Raw genomic sequence first — 18,761 nt, forward strand, 5'->3', positions numbered from 1 at the left:
AATGTGTTCCTCGTTGCATAACCCTCCTCCAAGTGAACATAATCCTGCCCAAATCCAAGGTTAGGTGGGTTCTCAGCCTGCGCCCCCCGTGATTTAGTGGTGAGGCGCGTATAATTGGAGACCCGGACCGAGAGCTTATGATCGTATTCGAGAACGTCTCCAAATCCTTCTGGACCGGTAAGCAGCGCAAGGTGATCCTCGAACGCGCCAGCTTTCGTGTGGAATTAGGCCATAGCCTCGGCATTCTCGCGCCCAACGGCACCGGCAAGACCACGATCATCAACATGATGGCGGGGCTCGAAAAGCCTGACGAGGGCGACATTCGCCGCACCAGTCGGGTCTCGTTTCCGCTGGGCTTCATGGGCGGCGTCGTCTCGAAACACTCGGCGCGCGAAAACGCCCGCTTCATCGCGCGGCTCTACGGGCTCGACCCGGACTATGTCGAAGCCTTCTCGCGCTGGCTGACCGGCATCGCGGAATATTTCGACCAGCCCGTGGGCACTTACAGTTCCGGGATGCGCGCGCGGTTCACGTTTTCCCTGCTTCTGGCGCTGGAATTCGACATTTACCTGATCGACGAGGGGATGCCCTCGACCACCGATGTGGAGTTCAACCGCAAGGCAGGCTCGATCCTGCGCGACCGGCTGCGCGATTCCACCGTGGTCGTAGTCTCGCACCAGCCCGCCACGATCGAGAAATTCTGCAATCGCGCGGCGGTGCTGCGCGACGGGCAACTTTATCAGTTCGACACTCTGGAAGAAGCGAAGCGGTTGTATGACTACCAGTCCTAAGGCCCCGAAATTCCGTATCCGCCGCGATGGTCCGGTGATCACGGGGAGCGATGGCTCGCTGCAACTGGGCGCCATGCCGCTGCAATCGGGCGCGGGCTACGCCGCCTCCGAGGCGGCCACGCCGCGCGCTTCCAACGCCTCGGCGGCCTCCGCTGCGCAAAGCGCGCCCTCCGCGGAGACGCCGCAGCCGCAACGGCAGCGCAAGCCGCACCCGCAGCGCCAGCCGGACGATCCGTCCAACCTGTTCGAGCCGCAGGATGACGGGTTCGGTGATCAGAAATTCCCGACCGCAGGACAGACCGACTCCGAGGTGATCGACGCGGGCCAGCGCACCCCCGAGGAAGAAATCGACGCGATCCGCGCCGAGGGGCTGACCGGCCGCCAGTTGCGCCTCGCGCGCCGCATGGCACAGAAACACGGCGTTCAGGCCAGTTCCGATTTCGAGGCCGTGCTGCTTCTGCGCCGCCGCGGGATCGACCCGTTCGACCGCTCGAATATCGTGGCGCTGGTGAAACCCGGCGAGGCGGAAGCGACCTCGCGGGCGCTGGCGCGCACCGACGGGCCGGGCGCCGATACCCGCGTGAACCTGCCGCAGACGATCAAGCAGGGTCAGGTCCCCTCCACCGAGGTGATGAACGCGGATCGCCGCGCCGCCGAGATCCTGCGCATCCAACGCGATATCGCCAAACGCCGCCGCCGCAAGCTGATGCTGCTGGGCGCGCGGCTGGGCTTCTTCGTGGTGCTGCCGACGCTGATGGCCGCCTATTACTACTTCGCGATGGCCACGCCGATGTATGCGACGAAATCGGCCTTCGTGATCCAGAAAGCCGAAGGGATGGGCAATTCCGGGCTGGGCTCGCTGTTTTCGGGCACGCAGCTCGCCACCAATCAGGACTCGGTCACGGTGCAGTCCTATCTGCAATCGCGCGACGCGATGAAGCGGCTCGACCGCGATCAGGGGTTCAAGCAGATCTTCGAGGATCAGAGCATAGACCCGCTGCAGCGGCTGCCGGAAAACGCGACCGACGAGCAGGCCTACCGGCTCTATTCCAAGATGGTGCAGATCGGCTACGACCCCTCCGAGGGCATCGTGAAGATGGAAGTGGTCGCCCCCGATCCGGCGAAATCGCAGAAATTCTCCGAGTCGCTGATCTCCTATGCCGAACAGCAGGTGGACCAGCTGACCTCGCGGCTGCGCGACGACCAGATGAAGGGCGCGCGCGAAAGCTATGAGGATGCCGAGGCCAAGGTCTTCGCGGCACAATCCAAGGTGCAGCAGCTGCAGGAAAAGGTCGGCGTGCTCGATCCCGTTAGCGAAAATTCGATGGTGATGGGTCAGGTCGCCAATCTCGAAAACCAGTTGCAGCAGAAACGTCTCGAACTGGGACAGCTGCTCGACAATCCGCGGCCCAATCAGGCGCGGGTCGCGGGCGTGCAGGGCGACATCAAGCGCATTCAGGCGCTTCTCGACACCACGCGCGGCCAGCTGACGACCGCGCGGCAGTCCACGGGGGGCGAGTCGCTTGCTGCCGTCACCGGCCAGCTGCAGATCGCTCAGGGCGAGTTGCAGACCCGGCAGATGCTGCTGTCGGCGGCCGCCCAGCAGATGGAAACCGCCCGGATCGAGGCCAACAAGCAGGTGCGCTATCTGGAGATGGGCGTGCGCCCCGTCGCCCCGGACGAGCCCACCTATCCGCGCGCTTTCGAGAACACGCTGTTGGCTTTCCTGATCTTCTCGGGCATCTATCTGATGCTGTCGCTCACAGCTTCGGTCCTGCGCGAGCAGGTCTCGAGCTGATCCCTGAGCGGCCCGTCACGAGGCTGCGGAGAGAGATATGAAAGACGTGAAAATCGGCGGGCTGACCGTCTCGAACGACCGCCCGCTGACGGTGATCGCGGGGCCCTGCCAGCTGGAAAGCCGCGACCATGCGATGATGATCGCGAAGGAAATGGCCCGCGCCTGCGATCAGGCCGGTGCGCAGTTCATCTTCAAGGCCAGCTACGACAAGGCCAACCGCACCAGCCTCAAAGGCAAGCGCGGCCTCGGCATCGAGGCGGGTCTGAAGATCCTCGAAGAGGTGCGCGCCGAGATCGGCTGCCCGGTGCTGACCGACATCCACGACGCCGAGCAGGCCCGCATCGCGGGCGCCGTGGTCGACGTGATCCAGATCCCGGCCTTCCTGTGCCGCCAGACCGATCTGCTGCTGGCGGCGGGCGACACCGGCTGCGTGGTGAACATCAAGAAGGGCCAATTCCTCGCGCCGTGGGACATGCCGAACGTGGCCGACAAGGTTGCCTCGACGGGCAACGAAAACATCCTGCTGACCGAGCGCGGCACGTCGTTTGGCTACAACACGCTGGTCGCCGATATGCGCGGCCTGCCCGAGATGGCCAAGACCGGCTACCCGGTGATCATGGACGCCACTCATTCTGTGCAACAGCCCGGCGGTCAGGGCGGCTCCTCGGGCGGTCAGCGCGAATTCGCGCCGGTGATGGCGCGGGCCGCTGTCAGCCTCGGGATTGCGGGGGTGTTCATCGAAACTCATGAAGCGCCCGACACCGCGCCGTCGGACGGGCCGAACATGATCCCGCTGAACCAGATGCCGAAGCTGGTGCAGACCCTGATGGAGTTCGACCGGATCGCCAAGGACGACCCGATCCGGCTGTAAGCGCCCATGGAAAAGGGCGCGCGAGAGACCCGCGCGCCCTGCCCTGTTCTTTGCGGTCGGATCAGGCGTCGGCGACGACCTCGGCGCGCTGCTTGCCTAGACCTTCGATCTCCAGCTCCACCACGTCGCCCGGACGCAGGAAGCGCGGCGTCTCCATCCCCATCGCGACGCCCGGAGGGGTGCCGGTCGAGATCACGTCGCCCGGATGCAGCGTCATGAACTGCGACAGATAGCTCACCAGCGTCTTCACCCCGAAGACCATCGTCTCGGTCGAGCCGTTCTGCATCACCTCGCCATTCACGCTCAGCTTCATCGCCAGCTTCTGCGGGTCGGCTACCGCGTCGCGCGTCACCAGATACGGGCCGAGCGGGCCGAAGCTGTCGCAACTCTTGCCCTTGGTCCACTGGCCCGCGCGATCCTTCTGATAGCTGCGCTCGGAGACGTCATTGGCGAGCACGAACCCCGCGACGTAATCCATCGCATCCTCTTCCGAGACGTATTTCGCGGGCTTGCCGATCACGATGCCCAGCTCGACCTCCCAGTCGGTCTGCTCGGAGCCGCGCGGCAGCACGATCGGATCGTTCGGCCCTTGGATCGCGGAGGTGGCCTTCATGAAGATCAGCGGCTCGGGCGGCACCTGCGCGCCGGATTCTGCCGCGTGATCGGCATAGTTCAACCCGATGCAGATCATCTTGCCGATCCCGGCCACCGGCGCGCCCAGACGCGTGCCTTCGGGCACGACGGGCAGCTCCGACGCATCGAGCGAGCCGATCGCGGCCAGCCCGTCATCCGAGAGCACCGCGCCCCCGATATCGGCCACCTGCCCCGACAGATCGCGGATCACGCCCTGATCGTCCATCAGCCCCGGCTTCTCGGCCCCGATCAGCCCATGACGCAGAAGTTTCATGTGATGTCCTCCTTCATTTTGGCGGCATCAAGCCCGTGCCGCGGCGAAGATGCAAGGGCGTCAGCGGACATGCAGGATGAAAATCCCGAGCAGAACCATGAGCGCGATCACCAGCGCGAAGAGCAGCAGATCGGGCCAGTTGGTGCCTTTTTCGTCCGGCGGTTCGTCGGAGTCGATCAGGGCGCGCAGCATCCGCATCCGCACGAAGGCGAGGATCACCACCACCCCGCCGCTCAGCACCATCGCGAGATCGGACCAGCCGGGAATATCCGCCCGGGTCAGCTTGGCAGCCGTCAGCCCGACGCCGACGATCGCGATGGCCGTGCGCAGCCAGGCCAGAAAGGTCCGCTCATTCGCGGCGTGATCCTTGAAATTCTCCTTCGCAGCCACTGTCGTCCCTGCCTTTCAATTGCATCGTTCGCGGCGCGTCGCAGGCATCCCCGAGAAGCTACCCGCCTCGCCGTTCCTGCACCAGAATCGCGCTGAGGCCCCGCCCGGTTCCCCGCCCGGGTCCTCGGCTCCGAAATCAGCGCACCACCCGGCCCTCTTGGAACTTTGGCCCACGCTTCAACCCGTCTCACGGCAAACGTGAGGCACGGATCACGCGTTCGTTGCCGCGATCAGCGCTCCGGGAGCGCCTCGCGAGCATCTCACGATGCCATTTTCGCTAGTAAAACAAGCCGCGCCCGGCGCGCGCGCTTTCCGCGCAGGACGGCGCGGCGCGGGCCTAGTTCAACCAAATTCATCATCGCGTGAGGTGAGGTGGTCGCGCCCCCGTGACTGCACCATCCTTAGCGTTCGCGAACATAAGGCCCCGCGCCACATGGTCGTGATCGTCCCTGAGCGGGGGTCGGAGCGCCCGACATCTGCACATATCTGAATGTTTGGGAACCGGTCACTCCGCCGTGCATTGTTCGTGAAAGAGACGTGAAAACAAACCGACCAACCGGGCTAAAGGGAGAATGGAACAGTGACGAGCATCCACGCGTCGCACCGGCTCGGCCCGGGTCAAGTCTGACACCGGAGCCAGCCTATGCAAATCACCGAAACGCTCGGCCTGCTGCTCGCGCTCAGCTTCGTCATCTCGCTTCTGGCGTTGACGATCCTGATCTGGGCGATCGCGAACAAGCAGGTCCACACGCCAGACGCCGATGACGCGCGGACCATTTTCGAGCCCGGCGAGGGCGCGGATATCGACTATCCCGACAAGCCCCACCATTTCGACACCGCCCGCAGCGGCATCGACGCGAATTCCTCCAGCGTCGTGATGTGGCTCATCGCGGCGGCGGTGTTCTGGCTGATCTACGGCTCGCTGCACGGGCTGGCCGCCTCGCTCGAACTCCACCTGCCCGACCTGATGTCGGGGACCGCGCAGATGACCTTCGGGCGGATGCGCACGGTCCACCTGAACTCGGTCGCCTATGGCTGGGCGAGCCAGGGCGGGCTTGCGGCCGTGTGCTGGATCATCCCGCGCATCTTCCGCACCAACCTGCGTATGACGGGCCTGCTGAAACTCGGCATCGTGCTGTGGAATATCGGTCTCGCGGCGGGCGTTCTGGCCATCGCGAACGGCTGGACCGACGGTCTCGAATGGCTCGAGATCCCGTGGCAGATCGACATCATCCTCGCCGCCGGCGCGGCGTGCTTCGTGGCCCCGCTGATCGCGACCGCGAAGAACCGCAACGTCCATCACATCTATGTCTCGGGCTGGTACTTCCTCGCGGGCGTGCTGTGGTTCCCGGTGCTCTTCATCGTCGCCAACATCCCCGGCGTCCATCACGGCGTCGAGCAGGCCACGATGAACTGGTGGTATGCCCACAACGTGCTGGGCCTGTGGCTGACGCCGCTGGGCGTTGGCACGGCCTATTACTTTATCCCGAAAATCATCGGCAAACCGGTCTATTCCTACGCACTGTCGCTGGTGGGCTTCTGGGCGCTGGCGCTGTTCTACAGCCAGGTCGGCATCCACCACCTGATCGGCGGCCCCGTCCCCACCTGGCTGGTGACGCTTTCGGTCGTGCATTCGGTGATGATGTTCGTCCCCGTCATCGCGGTGGCGATCAACCAGCACGTCACGGTGGCGAGCAACCTCTGGGCGCTCAAGGAGTCGATGCCGCTGCGCTTCATCTCCTTCGGGGCGGTGATGTACACGCTGGCCTCGTTCCAGGGCTCGATCGAGGCGCTGCGCTCGGTCAACACGATCACCCACTTCACCCATTACACGGTGGCGCACGCACACCTGGGCGCCTATGCCTTCGTGTCGCTGGTGCTGATGGGCGCGATCTACCAGATCGTGCCGCGCGCAACGGGCAAATACTGGCCCTTCCCGCGCATGATCGCATGGCACTTCTGGCTGAACGTGATCGGCTTTGCCGTCTACTTCTTCTCGCTGACCATCGGCGGCATCCTGCAGGGCCTCGCCCAGCTCGATGCGACCAAGCCCTTCGCCGACAGCGTGATCCTGCTCAAGCCCTATCTCGAAGGCCGCTCGCTCGGCGGCGGGCTGATGACGCTGGGCCACGTGCTGCTGGCGATCAACCTCATCGCAATCGGCTTCGCCAAGAAGACCCGTGAGACCGAAACCGAAAACATGGTGGCTGCAGAATGAACCGCTATCTTCCTCTCGCAATCACGGCGCTGGCGATCCTAGCGCTCGCGACCCTGTTCCTGGTGATCGCGCCGGGCATGCAGATCAGCGCGCAAGGCCCGTCGCAGGGGCTCAAACCCTACACCGAGGCCGAGGCGCGCGGACGTGCCGTCTATGTCTCGATGGGCTGCCTCTACTGCCACTCGCAGCAGCCGCGCTCGCTGGCGCAGGCCCCCGATGCCGAACGTGGCTGGGGCCGGGCCTCGGTCGCGGGCGACTATGCCTATGACGACCCCCACCAGCTGGGCACGATGCGCACCGGGCCGGACCTGATGGATATCGGCGACCGCCTGCCCTCGCAGGCCTGGCAGCTGACCCACCTCTACCAGCCCCGCGCCATCGCGAGCTGGTCGATCATGCCCGCCTATCCCTACCTCTTCGAGCATAAGGACAAGGCCGGGCCCGACGATGTGGTGGTCAAGCTGCCCGCGCAATACGCGCCGAAATCCGGTGTGATCGTGGCCAAGCAGGATGCGCTCGACCTCGTGACCTATCTGCAGGGTATGAAGCGCCAATACGCCCCGCCGAAGGACGGCCTGCGCGACAACGGCTACGCGCTGATCGCCGAGAAGCAACGCGACGCGACCGATGCCACCACGGCCTCGAACTGAGACCAGGGAGACAAGAATGACCGATAAGAAACCCGATCCCCGGCGTCCCGACGAAAACTTCGAGCCGTTCGAGGAAACCCGCCGCATCCCGTGGCCCGTCTACTCAATCGCGATTGCCCTCGCGATCTGGGGGGTGATCATGCTGGTCCAGACCAGCACCGCCGTTCAGGTTGCCGACAAGACGCAAGAAGAGGTGGCGAAGGAGGATAGCACCAAACTCGCTCAGGCCGCCGCGCCCGATCTGGACGCGGGCAAGACGCTGTTCGCCGACAATTGCGCCACCTGCCACGGCGACGCGGGCGAAGGCGTGGCCGGCGCCTTCCCTCCGCTGCACGGCTCGGATGTCGTGAAGCTGGGCGGCGCGAAAGCCGTGACCCATATCGGGATGCGCGGCATCGGAGGCAAGCTCAACGTCAATGGCGACGGCTATGAGGGCCAGATGCCCGCCTTCGGCTCGGTTCTCAGCGACACCGAAATCTCCGAAATCGCGTCCTATGTCGCGACCGGGCTCAATGACGACGCCAAGACGATCAGCGCCCCCGAGGTCGCCGATATCCGCAAGGTCGCCGGTGACAAGGACCCGTTCGATGGCGGGGCCGGGCTTGCCGGGCTGATCAACGACCTGCCCGCGCAGCCGAACTCCGAAGCGGCCGATCAGGGCGCCGATTCCGAGCGTGTCGCCCAGCTTGTGGGTCAGGGCACCGACACCGTCTGGGCCTGCGCAAGCTGCCACGGCGACAAAGGCGAGGGCATCGAGACCGTGCCGCGTCTGGCGGGCCTTCCGGCCCCCTATCTCGCCAAGCAGCTGCATGACTTCCAGAGAGGCACCCGGTTCAACGACTCGATGGCCTATGTCGCCAAGGGTCTCAGCGATCGCGAGATCGGCGAGCTGGCCAATTACTACGCGAGCATGAGCAGCCCCTCGGGCGCGAAACCTGCGCTGCAGGGCGATCTCAAGCGCGGCGCGCAGCTCGCCAAACAGGGCGACTGGTCGATCGGCGTTCCGGCCTGCTTCACCTGTCACGGGCCCTCCGGCGTCGGCGTCGCGCCGAACTTCCCCGGGATCGCCGCGCAACAGCCCAGCTACGTCGCGCATCAGCTCGCGATGTGGGCGGGCGGCGCGCGCCATAACTCGCCGCTCGGCCTGATGGCGGGGATCGGCAAGGCGCTGAACGACTCCGATCGCCGCGCCGTGGCCGATTACCTCGCCTCGCTCGCGCCGATGCCGGCGATGGACAAAACCGAACTGGCCGCGATGGAGAGCAACATCCCGGTCCGTGAAGGAGTGGATCAATGAGTAACAAGCACCCGTCCGATATTCCTCCGCGCGGAGAGACCAAATCCTCCCGCGGGCAAACCGTGCTGCGGGCGATCCTCGCAGTGGGCGGCGGCCTCGTGCTGGTCGTGCTGGGCTCGCTCCTCGTCGATTTCGGCCTCGCCCCCAGCTGGCTGACCGGCGCCACCCGCGATCAGAGCGAAGCCGAGACCGCCGCGGCGCAAAGCGGCGGCGACGGCAAGCAGGCCGCGCTGTTCCAGCCGCCTGCGGAAAGCACCATCCCCGATGACGATTTCGGCAAATCGGTGCGCCGCGGCATGGCGATCTTCAACGATACCGGCACCAACGCCCACGACTATGTTGGCAACGATCTGTCCTGTTCGAACTGCCACCTCGATGCGGGCCGTCAGGCCTATTCCGCGCCGATGTGGGCCGCCTACCCGGTCTATCCGAAATATCGCGGCAAGAACAAAATGGTGAATACCATGGAGGACCGCATCAAGGGCTGCTTCACCTATTCGATGAACGCGCAAGGCTCGCCCTCGGGTGGCCCGCCGCCCTATGGCTCGGATGTCTATCGCGACCTGCAGGCCTATTTCTTCTGGATGTCCAAGGGGCTGCCCACGGGCGAGAAACCGGAAGGCGCAGGCTTCGGCAAGATCGACAAGCCCGCGCAAGAGCCCTCGCGCCAGCGCGGCGAAGAGGTCTTCGCTCAAAACTGCGCGGTCTGCCACGGCGCCGACGGTCAGGGCCAGAAGGACATCAACGGCAAGGTCGTCTTCCCGCCGCTCTGGGGGCCGCACAGCTTCAACTGGGGGGCTGGCATGCACAAGGTCGACGCCGCCGCTGCCTTCATCAAGCACAACATGCCGCTGTCGGAGCCCAACAAGCTCAGCGTGCAGGAAGCCTGGGACGTCGCCGCCTTCGTCGACAGCCATCCGCGCCCGAACGACCCGCGCCAGATCGGCGACGTGACGGTGAAGGACGCTTTCGACAAATGGCACCACAAGCACCAGGGCTTCTACGGCAAGGAAGTCGATGGAGAGCTGATGGGGCCGGGCTATTCTTCCGGCGAACAGGCCTCCGTGCCCGCGCAAAACGAAAACTCGGGCGGCTAAGCCTTTCCCTTAGACGACCCGAACAGGCCGGCGCAGCGATGCGTCGGCCCATTTTTTTGCGCCCCAATCGGCCCTTCGCGCGCTTGCCTTTGGCGGCTTGCGCTGCAATATGTATAGCGGAACATATCGAAGGAGGCCCCATGTCCCTGCCCCGCATCCTTGCCCTTGCGCTGATCCCGGCGACCCTCGCGCTGCCCGCCCGCGCCGAGGACGTCACGATCTTCGCCGCTGCCTCGATGAAGACCGCGCTCGATCAGGTGGCACAGGCGTGGGAAGCCAAGACCGGCGATGTGGCGCATATCTCCTACGCGGGCTCGGGCGCGCTGGCCCGTCAGATCTCCGCCGGGGCACCGGTCGACATCTATATCTCCGCCAATCCGGGCTGGATGGAGACGGTCGCGAAGACGGGCCGCATCGAGACGAAAGAGGACTTGCTGGCCAACCACCTCGTCCTGATTGCCCATGACCCGAAGGCCGCGCCGGTAACAATCTCGGCCGATCTGGACATCAAAGCGCTCCTGCAGGGCGGCAAGCTCGCAATGTCGCTGGTGAACGCGGTGCCTGCGGGGCAATACGGCAAGGCGGCGCTGGAGCATTACGGCCTCTGGACCAAGGTGGAGCCCGAGGTCGCGCAGGCCGATAACGTGCGCGCGACGCTCGCGATGGTGGCGCTTGGCGCTGCGCCTTACGGCATCACCTACGCGACCGATGCCGTGGCCGAGCCGCGCGTGCATGTCGTGGCCACCTTCCCTGCGGACAGTCACCCGCCGATCCGCTACCCCGCGGCCCGCCTCACCGATAGCGACGCGGCTAAAAGCTTCTATGCCGAGCTAAAATCGGATGCCACAGCGAAAATCTTCCACGAGCAAGGCTTCGAGACGCTGAAATGAGCTGGCTGTCGCCCTCCGACTGGCAAGCGGTTGTCCTGTCGCTGAAAGTGGCGGGCTGGGCGACCCTGTTGTCGCTGCCGCCGGGCCTGTTCGTGGCCTACGCGCTGGCCCGCTGGCACTTTCCCGGGCGCAGCCTCGTCAACGGGCTGGTGCATCTCCCGCTGATCCTGCCGCCCGTCGTCACCGGCTACCTGCTGCTGATCGGCTTCGCCCCGAACGGAGTGATCGGGGCGGCACTGGCGAAGATCGGAATCACGGTCGCCTTCTCGTGGCGCGGGGCGGCGCTGGCCGCCGGGATCATGGCCTTTCCGCTGATGGTGCGCGCGATCCGGCTCGCGATCGAGGCGGTGGACCCGAAGCTTGAACAGGCGGCATCCACCCTCGGGGCTTCGCGCATCGCCAGTTTCGCAACGATCACCCTGCCCCTAATCCTGCCCGGCATCCTCGCGGGCAGCATTACCGCCTTCGCCAAAGCGATGGGCGAATTCGGCGCGACAATTACCTTTGTGTCGAACATCCCCGGCCAGACCCAGACCCTGCCGCTCGCGATCTATTCGCAATTGCAGGTGCCGGGCGGCGAGGCAGAGGCCGCGCGGCTTGTGGTGATCTCGGTCACGCTCGCGCTTGGCGCGCTGATGGTTTCCGAGTGGCTGGCGCGACGGATCGCGGCGCGGATCGCGGGGCAGACCTGATGCTGGAAATCTCGCTCAGCCATCGCCTGCCCGCGCTCGATCTGGACGTCGATTTCACCGCGCCCGAAGGCGTGACCGCGCTGTTTGGCCCGTCCGGCGCGGGCAAGACGACGGTGGTGAACGCGGTCGCAGGGCTGCTGCGTCCCGACCGGGGGCGGATCGTGGTGAATGGCGAGGTGCTGCTCGATACCGAGGCCGGGATCTGCCTGCCGCCCCACAAGCGCCGCATCGGCTATGTCTTTCAGGACGCACGGCTGTTCCCGCATCTCAGCGTGAAATCGAACCTGCTCTACGGACAGCGCTTCAACTCATCCAAGACCGCGCCGGAGTTCGACCGCATCATCGACATACTCGGTCTCGGCGCGCTGTTGGACCGCCGTCCGGCCGCACTTTCGGGCGGCGAGAAGAGCCGTGTGGCGCTCGGTCGTGCGATCCTGTCGAACCCGCGCATGCTTCTGATGGACGAGCCGCTCGCCGCGCTAGATGCCGCGCGGAAGGCGGAAATTCTTCCTTATATCGAGCGGTTACGGGACGAAGTTAAACTACCCATTCTCTATGTGAGCCACGCCCCCGCCGAGGTCGCGCGGCTTGCGACCTCGATCGCGCTGATCGAGACCGGACGCCTGCGCGGCTTCGGCCCGGCGCGCGAGATCCTGTCCGATCCGACGCTCGCCCCCGCGCTTGGGCAGCGCGAAGCGGGCGCAGTGATCTCGGGGCGTGTCATGGCGCAGGAGGCCGATGGGCTGGCCCGGATCGAGACCGCAGGCGGGCCGGTGCTGCTGCCTTATCCGGCAGGCCAGCCCGGCCAATCGCTGCGGCTGCGCATCCATGCGGGCGACGTGACGCTGGCGGTTGGACGGCCCGAGGGCCTCTCCGCGCTCAACATCCTGCCCGTCACGGTCGCGGAGCTGCGTCCCGCAGCCCCCCCCAGCGTCTACGCCCGCCTGAAGATGGGCGACGAGCATCTGCTGGCCCGGCTCACCACCCGCTCGGTCGAGGCACTTCGCCTGACCGAGGGGATGGCGTGCCACGCGATCATCAAGGCGATGTCGGTGGCCTCCGAGGATGTGGGCTAGCGGGGCTTACCCCGCCAGCAGCGCCGCGTTGCCGCCCGCCGCGGTAGTGTCGACGCACAGATGCCGCTCGTGCAGGACATCGGCCTTCCGCACCGCGCCGGTGGTCAGAGTCAGGATCGGGCCTTCGCGCTTGGCAAGCGCCTTGACGAGCGCGCGCGTGTCGTGGCCCCACCAGATGGCGCCCGCGATATCCTCAAGCGTTTCAAGGACTTCCGGGGCGATCTTGCCATCGGCACCGACGGCTACGCCGCCCAGCTTCTCGACCGCCTTGATCTGCGCGACCTGCGCAGCCTCGCCCGGCCCGAGGCACAGGATCGGCCCGCGCGGATAGCGGCGCAGCGTGTTCGCCTCGCCCGTCGGGCCCGGCAGTTCGAGCGCTTCGAACGGCTCGCTCGCCTCGGCCTTCGCCGCCGCTTTCGCGAGCTTCTTGCGCAGCGCATCGAGATCGGCCTTGTGGCCCCACTCACCATTCTTCGACGACGCCTCGGGCGCCATCGCGAAGCGCGTGAGATACAGCGGACCGCCCGCTTTCGGCCCCGTGCCCGACAAACCTTCACCGCCGAAGGGCTGCGAGCCCACAACCGCGCCGATCTGGTTGCGGTTGACGTAAAGGTTGCCGACATGCAGCGCGTCCGAGACCTCCTGCACGCGGTTGTCGATCCGGCTGTGCAGACCGGCGGTCAGTCCGTAACCGGTGGCGTTGATCGCGGCGAAGACCTTCTCGATATCCTCGGCGCGATAAGTCGCGATATGCAGAACCGGGCCGAAGACCTCACGCTCCAGCGCCTCGATACCCGAAACTTTCACCAGCGTCGGCGCGATGAAATGCCCCTTGGACGGCGCGTCGAGCTTGTGCAGCACGCGGCCCTCTTTCTCGGCAGTCGCGATATAGGCAGCGATGTCTTCCTGCGCCTCGCCGTCGATCACCGGGCCGACATCGGTCGACAGATACCACGGATCGCCCAGCGACAGCTCGTCCATCGCCCCTTTGATCATCGAGATCAGACCCTCGGCCACGTCTTCCTGCACATAGAGGCAGCGCAGCGCCGAGCAGCGTTGACCCGCCGACTGGAAGGCCGAGGCGATGATGTCGCGCGTGGCCTGTTCGGGCAGCGCGGTGGAGTCCACGATCATCGCGTTTAGACCACCGGTTTCCGCAATCAGCGGCGCGGTCGGATCGAGATTGTCGGCCATCGACCGGCGGATCATCTTCGCCGTCTCGGTCGAGCCGGTGAAGGCGATGCCCGCGATCTTCGGGTTGGACGACAGGGCCGCGCCCACCGTCTCGCCCTGACCGGGAAGCAGTTGCAGCACGTCGCGCGGCACACCCGCCTCATGCATCAGGCGCACGGCGATCGCGGCGACGAGCGGCGTCTGCTCGGCCGGTTTCGCTATCACGCCATTGCCGGCAGCCAGCGCGGCCGAGATCTGCCCGGTGAAGATTGCCAGCGGGAAGTTCCACGGGCTGATCGCCGCAAAGATACCGCGCGCGGTCGGGTCGCTCTCTTCGGCCTGCGCGGAGTAGTAGTGCAGGAAGTCGACCGCCTCGCGCAGTTCGCCCACGGAGTCGAGCTGGCTCTTGCCAGCCTCTTTCGCGAGCACCGCGAAGAAGGGTCCGAAGTTTTCCTCGTAAAGCTCCGCCACGCGACGCAAAACGGCGGCGCGCTCGGAAACAGGCGCAGTCCAAGGACGCGCGGCGTCGATGGCGGCTGCGACACAGGCCTCGTCGGCCTCGGTGACGCGGGCCACTTCTTCGCCGGTCGAGGGGTTGATGACGGCCACGGCCTCGCCGGTCGCCTCGCCCGCCACAAGGGGTCCCGCATCCGGGATCGCGACATTGCGGGCCGCGTCGATGCGCGCCAGCGTGCCCTCGTCGGTCAGATCGAAGCCCATGGAATTCTCGCGGGACTCGGCGAACACCTCCGAGGGGAGCTTGAGCATCGCCGAACGCTCGGCATTCGCAAGCTGCACGAACGGGTCTTCCGCGATGGTCTCGGGGGCCACGTCCTCATCGACGATCTGGTGCACGAAGGAGGAGTTCGCACCGTTCTCCAGCAGGCGACGCACCAGATAGGCCAGCAGATCGCGATGCGCGCCGACGGGGGCGTAGATGCGGCAGCGGGTGCCTTCCTCGCGGTGGACGATCTCGTGCAGACGCTCGCCCATGCCATGCAGGCGCTGGAACTCGTAGGGACGGCCCTCGGCCATCTCGAGGATCGCCGCGACCGAATGGGCGTTATGGGTCGCGAATTGCGGATAGATGCGGTCGGTGTAGCTGAACAGCTTGCGCGCATTGGCGAGGTAGCTGACATCGGTCGCCGCCTTCGTGGTGAACAGCGGGAAGTCCGGCAGGCCTTCGACCTGCGCCAGCTTCATCTCGGTGTCCCAATAGGCGCCCTTCACCAGACGCACCATGATCTTGCGGTCGAGCTTTTCCGCCAGCGCGCCCAGCCAGTCGATCACGAGGCTCGCGCGTTTGCCGTAAGCCTGCACGACCACGCCGAACCCGTCCCAGCCGGCAAGCTCGGGGTCCGACAGAACCTCCTTGATGATCTTGAGCGAGATCACCAGACGGTCCTGCTCTTCGGCGTCGATATTGAGGCCCATATTCCCGGCCTTCGCGGCCTTCGCCAGATCCTTGAGCACCGGCACGATCTCGGCCATGGCGCGCTCTTCCTTGGCGACCTCGTAGCGCGGATGCAGCGCCGAGAGCTTCACCGAGATGCCGGGGTTTTCGGCCACGGGGCGGTCCTTGCAGACCTTCGCGATGGCGGCGATTGCGTCGGCATAATCCTTCGCGTAGCGCTTGGCGTCGCGCGCGGTGCGGGCGGCCTCGCCCAGCATGTCGTAGCTGTAGGTATAGCCGCGATCTTCGAGCTTCTTGGCACGGCCCAGTGCGTCCTTGATCGTTTCGCCGAGGACGAACTGGCGGCCCATCTCCTTCATCGCGCGGCTGACGGCGGCGCGGATCACCGGCTCGCCCAGACGGCGCACGGCACCGCGCAACACGCCTGCCATGCCGGGCTTTTCGTCTTCGAGCACGCGGCCCGTCAGCATCAGCGCCCAGGTCGAGGCGTTGACCATCGAGGACGACGCCGTGCCCATATGCTTGCCCCAGTCCGACGGTGCGATCTTGTCTTCGATCAGCGCATCGATCGTCTCGGCATCGGGCACGCGCAGCATCGCCTCGGCCAGACACATCAGCGCCACGCCTTCCTGCGTCGACAGACCGTATTCCGCGAGGAAATGCTCCATCAGCGTCGGTTTGGCTTCGGTCCGGATACGGCGCACGAGCTTTGCCGCGCGGGCAGAGATCTGCGTGCGATCACTCTCGCTCAGTTCGGCTTGGCCCTTCAGGCGCTCCAGAAGTGCGGCTTCATCGGCGAATTTCGCCTGCGTTGTGAACTGATCGAACGTGTCGCCCATGCGATCCTCCCTTAAATCTGATTGTCCGATATTATGCGATTTCCCCTAGGCGATTGGCTCAAAGATTTGCTAAGCGATGGTCTCTAAGACTTATTTTTGGAGACTCCGCAGCCCATGAGTGAAGAGATCGATGCGATCGACAGGCGAATCCTCAACGAGCTTATCGCCGATGCACGCCTCCCCGTGGCTGAGATAGCGCGCAGGGTCGGCTTGTCGAAGACGCCGGTAGCCGCGCGCATCCGCCAGATGGAGGAAACCGGCCTCATCAAAGGCTACCGGGCGATGATCTCGCCGATCAAGCTGGGGCTGACCCACGTGACCTATATCGAGCTGAAATTGAGCGATACGCGCGAGACCGCGCTGAAGGCGTTCAACGCTGCGGTGCGCGCGATCCCCGAGGTCGAAGAGTGCTACATGATCGCGGGCGGTTTCGACTATCTGGTGAAGATCCGCGCCCGCGACATGGCCGATTACCGGCGGATCATGTCGGAGGAGCTGTCCACCCTGCCCCATGTCCATTCGTCGTCGAGCTATGTCGCGATGGAGACCGTTGTGGAGGCGAGCGCGCCGCCGCTGGAGTGAGGGACTAAGCTCTCAACTGAACTTGGCCGGGGCGACCAGCCCCGGGCCGCGCCCGACCCTCCCCACGGGAGGGCGCATTGGCGATGTCATCGCGGGCCGACTCGTCATTCGGGCTTGAGAGATAAAGCACCCAGCCACGAGCCGAACAAAGCGCCCACCCGAGGCTCGGGCGCCGCCCTTTCCGCGAAATATAGACGCCCCCTGCGCCGCGACGCGCGGCGCGTTCGCCGCTGAAGCCTTCCACTGGAAGCCTTCCGAGACGCGGCTCACCCCAAGGCTCGGGCGCGTCCCTCAGCGCAATAGAAAAAGGCGGCAGGTCTCACCTGCCGCCTCTCATTCCGATCAGGCCGAAATCACTCGCCCTGTTTCTTGATCCGCCCGTCGAGCTTGGGCGCGACCGTGCCCTTGTTCTCGACATAGGTCATCACGTCATTGGCCATCAGGTTGCCATTGCCCGCGTTCACGATGACCTTGCCGCCACCAAGCGCGCCGTATCCGTCGCCGCCGCCCAGCATGTAATCGTTGGTCGCGACCTTGTAGACCTTGTCCTTGTCGAGCGGCTGACCGCCCACCTCGACCGAGACCACGCGCGACCCCGCAGGCGCGCTCGGATCATAGACCACGCTCATGCCCGAGATTTGCGGGAAGCGGCCCGCGCCGTTCTCGACCTGGCTGAAGCCGTTCTCCAGCGCGCTCAGAAGCTGCGAGCCGGGGATCTCGGTCACCACCGTCTTGTTGCCGAAGGGCAGCTCGGTCAGCACGTCCTTGCGGGTGATCTTGTGGCCCGCGTCATAGGTCGTATCGCCCCGGATGCCGCCGCCATTGATCAGCGTCACATCGGCCTTGGTCGCATCGCGCAGCGCATCGGCGATCAGATCGCCCATCGTGCTCTCCTGCGAGCGCACGACATTGCGCCGCGAGTCCATCTCGGTCTCCGACGTACCGATCTGCTGGCCGAGATTGTCGTCGAGCTGCTTCTTGAACCCGTTGACCAGATCCATCGATTCCGGGTCCGGCGTGACATTCGCGGTGTCGATCCAGCGGAAGTTCGGCTCCCAGCTGATCTTGCGCTTGCCGTCCTTCTCGGAGATGTCGACGGTCAGATCGAGCGGCTGCAGATAGCGCGCGTCGATCGAGGTCTCCACGTAAGCCGTGATCCCGTCATAGAACATCGCGTTGAGGTGGTCGTCGCCCGACATGATCACGTCGAAATCCTGGCTCGCGATCAGCTTGCGGTCGTTGGACTGGTCGGTCTGCACGACGCCGATCACCAGATCCGCGCCGTCCTCGCGGGCCTTCTTGGCGGCCGCGATTGCCGTGTCCACGGTCGGCCCGAATTTTAGATCACCCGAATTGGCAACCTCGGGCGTGGTGTCCTGGGCCACCGGCACGAGCGCGACCTTGAGCCCTGCGATCTCCTTCATCATCACGCCGCCAAGCCCCTGAATGGGCGAGCCATCGGCCTGGGTGATGTTGATCGCGGCCCAGGGGTATTTCGAGCCTTCCATCTTCTTCTCGAAATTCTCCGGTCCGAAATCGAATTCATGGTTGCCGGGCACCGCGATGTCGAAGGGCACGATATTGGTCAGGTCGATCGTGTTCTGACCTTCGTCGATCCCCGACAGAAGCGAGGGCGAGAGCATGTCGCCATCGAAGACATAGAGCGTGTTGGGATTGTCCGCGCGCTCCTTCTTGGCGACCGCGTTGAGCCGCGCGAAACCGCCACGCTCGCCATCGCCGTCGAAATTGTAAATATCGCCGACCCCGAGGATCGTGAGCTTCACCGTCTCGGCCTGAATAGGCCCTGCGGCCAGAAGCCCGGTCGAGGCGGCGCCCAGCATGAGGGCAGCCAGACGGCGCTTGAAATCGGACATTTCGGTCTCCCTGCGGAATAAACTTTTTTCATAGACCCCGAGCGGCCGCAGTTACCGGCGCGCCGAGGCGTGAGAGAAAGATTAGCCGCACTCCGCCACGGCGCAAACCGATAGTCGGATGACCTTGCGTTCTCGTGAATGACGACGCCTGTTTTCGCGTCACTTCGCGGGCGGTAGAAGCGCGCGGACGCGACCTGCCGCC

15 protein-coding genes are annotated in these 18,761 nt (G+C 65.3%); 11 read left to right on the forward strand and 4 right to left on the reverse strand.

All coding sequences use genetic code 11. The features are described from left to right. The first annotated feature begins 137 nt into the window (after positions 1-137). From AKL02_RS11345 to kdsA, 3 genes are read left to right on the forward strand one after another with little or no spacing between them, the layout of a single operon-like run. Positions 138-791: an ABC transporter ATP-binding protein gene (locus AKL02_RS11345; RefSeq protein WP_078540654.1), complete on the forward strand. Its 654-nt coding sequence runs from the start codon at positions 138-140 to the stop codon at positions 789-791. Continuing rightward, entirely contained in the window at positions 775-2,589 is a 1,815-nt protein-coding gene (locus AKL02_RS11350; RefSeq protein WP_083077180.1) for a KpsE/RkpR family capsule polysaccharide export protein, read from the forward strand. Before AKL02_RS11345 ends, AKL02_RS11350 begins: the two co-directional genes overlap by 17 nt. A 37-nt stretch (positions 2,590-2,626) precedes the next feature. Beyond that, entirely contained in the window at positions 2,627-3,460 is an 834-nt protein-coding gene (kdsA, locus tag AKL02_RS11355) for a 3-deoxy-8-phosphooctulonate synthase (RefSeq protein ID WP_083077183.1), read from the forward strand. Positions 3,461-3,521: 61 nt separating this feature from the next. On the opposite strand, the gene AKL02_RS11360 is transcribed toward kdsA, so the two are convergent. Next, positions 3,522-4,367, reverse strand: a complete 846-nt coding sequence (locus tag AKL02_RS11360; protein WP_083077185.1) for a fumarylacetoacetate hydrolase family protein — start codon at positions 4,365-4,367, stop codon at positions 3,522-3,524. Between the two features lie 60 nt (positions 4,368-4,427). Beyond that, positions 4,428-4,757 (reverse strand): YidH family protein, encoded by a 330-nt coding sequence (locus AKL02_RS11365; protein WP_083077188.1) that lies wholly within the window; start codon positions 4,755-4,757, stop codon positions 4,428-4,430. A gap of 643 nt (positions 4,758-5,400) precedes the next feature. Here AKL02_RS11365 and AKL02_RS11370 point away from each other — a divergent pair. The 7 genes from AKL02_RS11370 to modC all read left to right on the forward strand — a co-directional run bounded on the left by AKL02_RS11370 (position 5,401) and on the right by modC (position 12,677). Further along, complete coding sequence (locus AKL02_RS11370) at positions 5,401-6,975, forward strand: cbb3-type cytochrome c oxidase subunit I (protein ID WP_232621603.1); 1,575 nt, start codon at positions 5,401-5,403, stop codon at positions 6,973-6,975. Beyond that, positions 6,972-7,625 (forward strand): cbb3-type cytochrome c oxidase subunit II, encoded by a 654-nt coding sequence (locus AKL02_RS11375; protein WP_078540647.1) that lies wholly within the window; start codon positions 6,972-6,974, stop codon positions 7,623-7,625. Before AKL02_RS11370 ends, AKL02_RS11375 begins: the two co-directional genes overlap by 4 nt. A 16-nt stretch (positions 7,626-7,641) precedes the next feature. Further along, complete coding sequence (locus AKL02_RS11380; RefSeq protein WP_165756953.1) at positions 7,642-8,922, forward strand: c-type cytochrome; 1,281 nt, start codon at positions 7,642-7,644, stop codon at positions 8,920-8,922. Continuing rightward, complete coding sequence (locus AKL02_RS11385; protein ID WP_083077194.1) at positions 8,919-10,019, forward strand: c-type cytochrome; 1,101 nt, start codon at positions 8,919-8,921, stop codon at positions 10,017-10,019. The genes AKL02_RS11380 and AKL02_RS11385 overlap by 4 nt, the downstream gene beginning before the upstream one ends. Positions 10,020-10,159: 140 nt before the next feature. Further along, positions 10,160-10,909 (forward strand): molybdate ABC transporter substrate-binding protein, encoded by a 750-nt coding sequence (gene modA / locus AKL02_RS11390; RefSeq protein ID WP_083077197.1) that lies wholly within the window; start codon positions 10,160-10,162, stop codon positions 10,907-10,909. Next, complete coding sequence (gene modB, locus AKL02_RS11395) at positions 10,906-11,601, forward strand: molybdate ABC transporter permease subunit (RefSeq protein WP_083077200.1); 696 nt, start codon at positions 10,906-10,908, stop codon at positions 11,599-11,601. Before modA ends, modB begins: the two co-directional genes overlap by 4 nt. Beyond that, positions 11,598-12,677, forward strand: a complete 1,080-nt coding sequence (gene modC, locus AKL02_RS11400; RefSeq protein ID WP_083077561.1) for a molybdenum ABC transporter ATP-binding protein — start codon at positions 11,598-11,600, stop codon at positions 12,675-12,677. Before modB ends, modC begins: the two co-directional genes overlap by 4 nt. A 6-nt stretch (positions 12,678-12,683) precedes the next feature. On the opposite strand, the gene putA is transcribed toward modC, so the two are convergent. Further along, on the reverse strand, positions 12,684-16,103 hold the full coding sequence (gene putA, locus AKL02_RS11405; RefSeq protein ID WP_083077202.1) for a bifunctional proline dehydrogenase/L-glutamate gamma-semialdehyde dehydrogenase PutA: 3,420 nt from the start codon (positions 16,101-16,103) through the stop codon (positions 12,684-12,686). Positions 16,104-16,217: 114 nt separating this feature from the next. On the opposite strand from putA, the gene AKL02_RS11410 reads away from it, so the two are divergent. Further along, on the forward strand, positions 16,218-16,685 hold the full coding sequence (locus AKL02_RS11410; protein WP_075774978.1) for an Lrp/AsnC family transcriptional regulator: 468 nt from the start codon (positions 16,218-16,220) through the stop codon (positions 16,683-16,685). A gap of 353 nt (positions 16,686-17,038) precedes the next feature. Here the strand turns inward: AKL02_RS11410 and AKL02_RS11415 are convergent, their stop codons facing one another. After that, entirely contained in the window at positions 17,039-18,559 is a 1,521-nt protein-coding gene (locus AKL02_RS11415) for a bifunctional metallophosphatase/5'-nucleotidase (RefSeq protein ID WP_083077205.1), read from the reverse strand. Positions 18,560-18,761 lie beyond the last annotated feature (202 nt).

This window comes from Thioclava electrotropha (assembly GCF_002085925.2).
GTDB lineage: Bacteria > Pseudomonadota > Alphaproteobacteria > Rhodobacterales > Rhodobacteraceae > Thioclava > Thioclava electrotropha.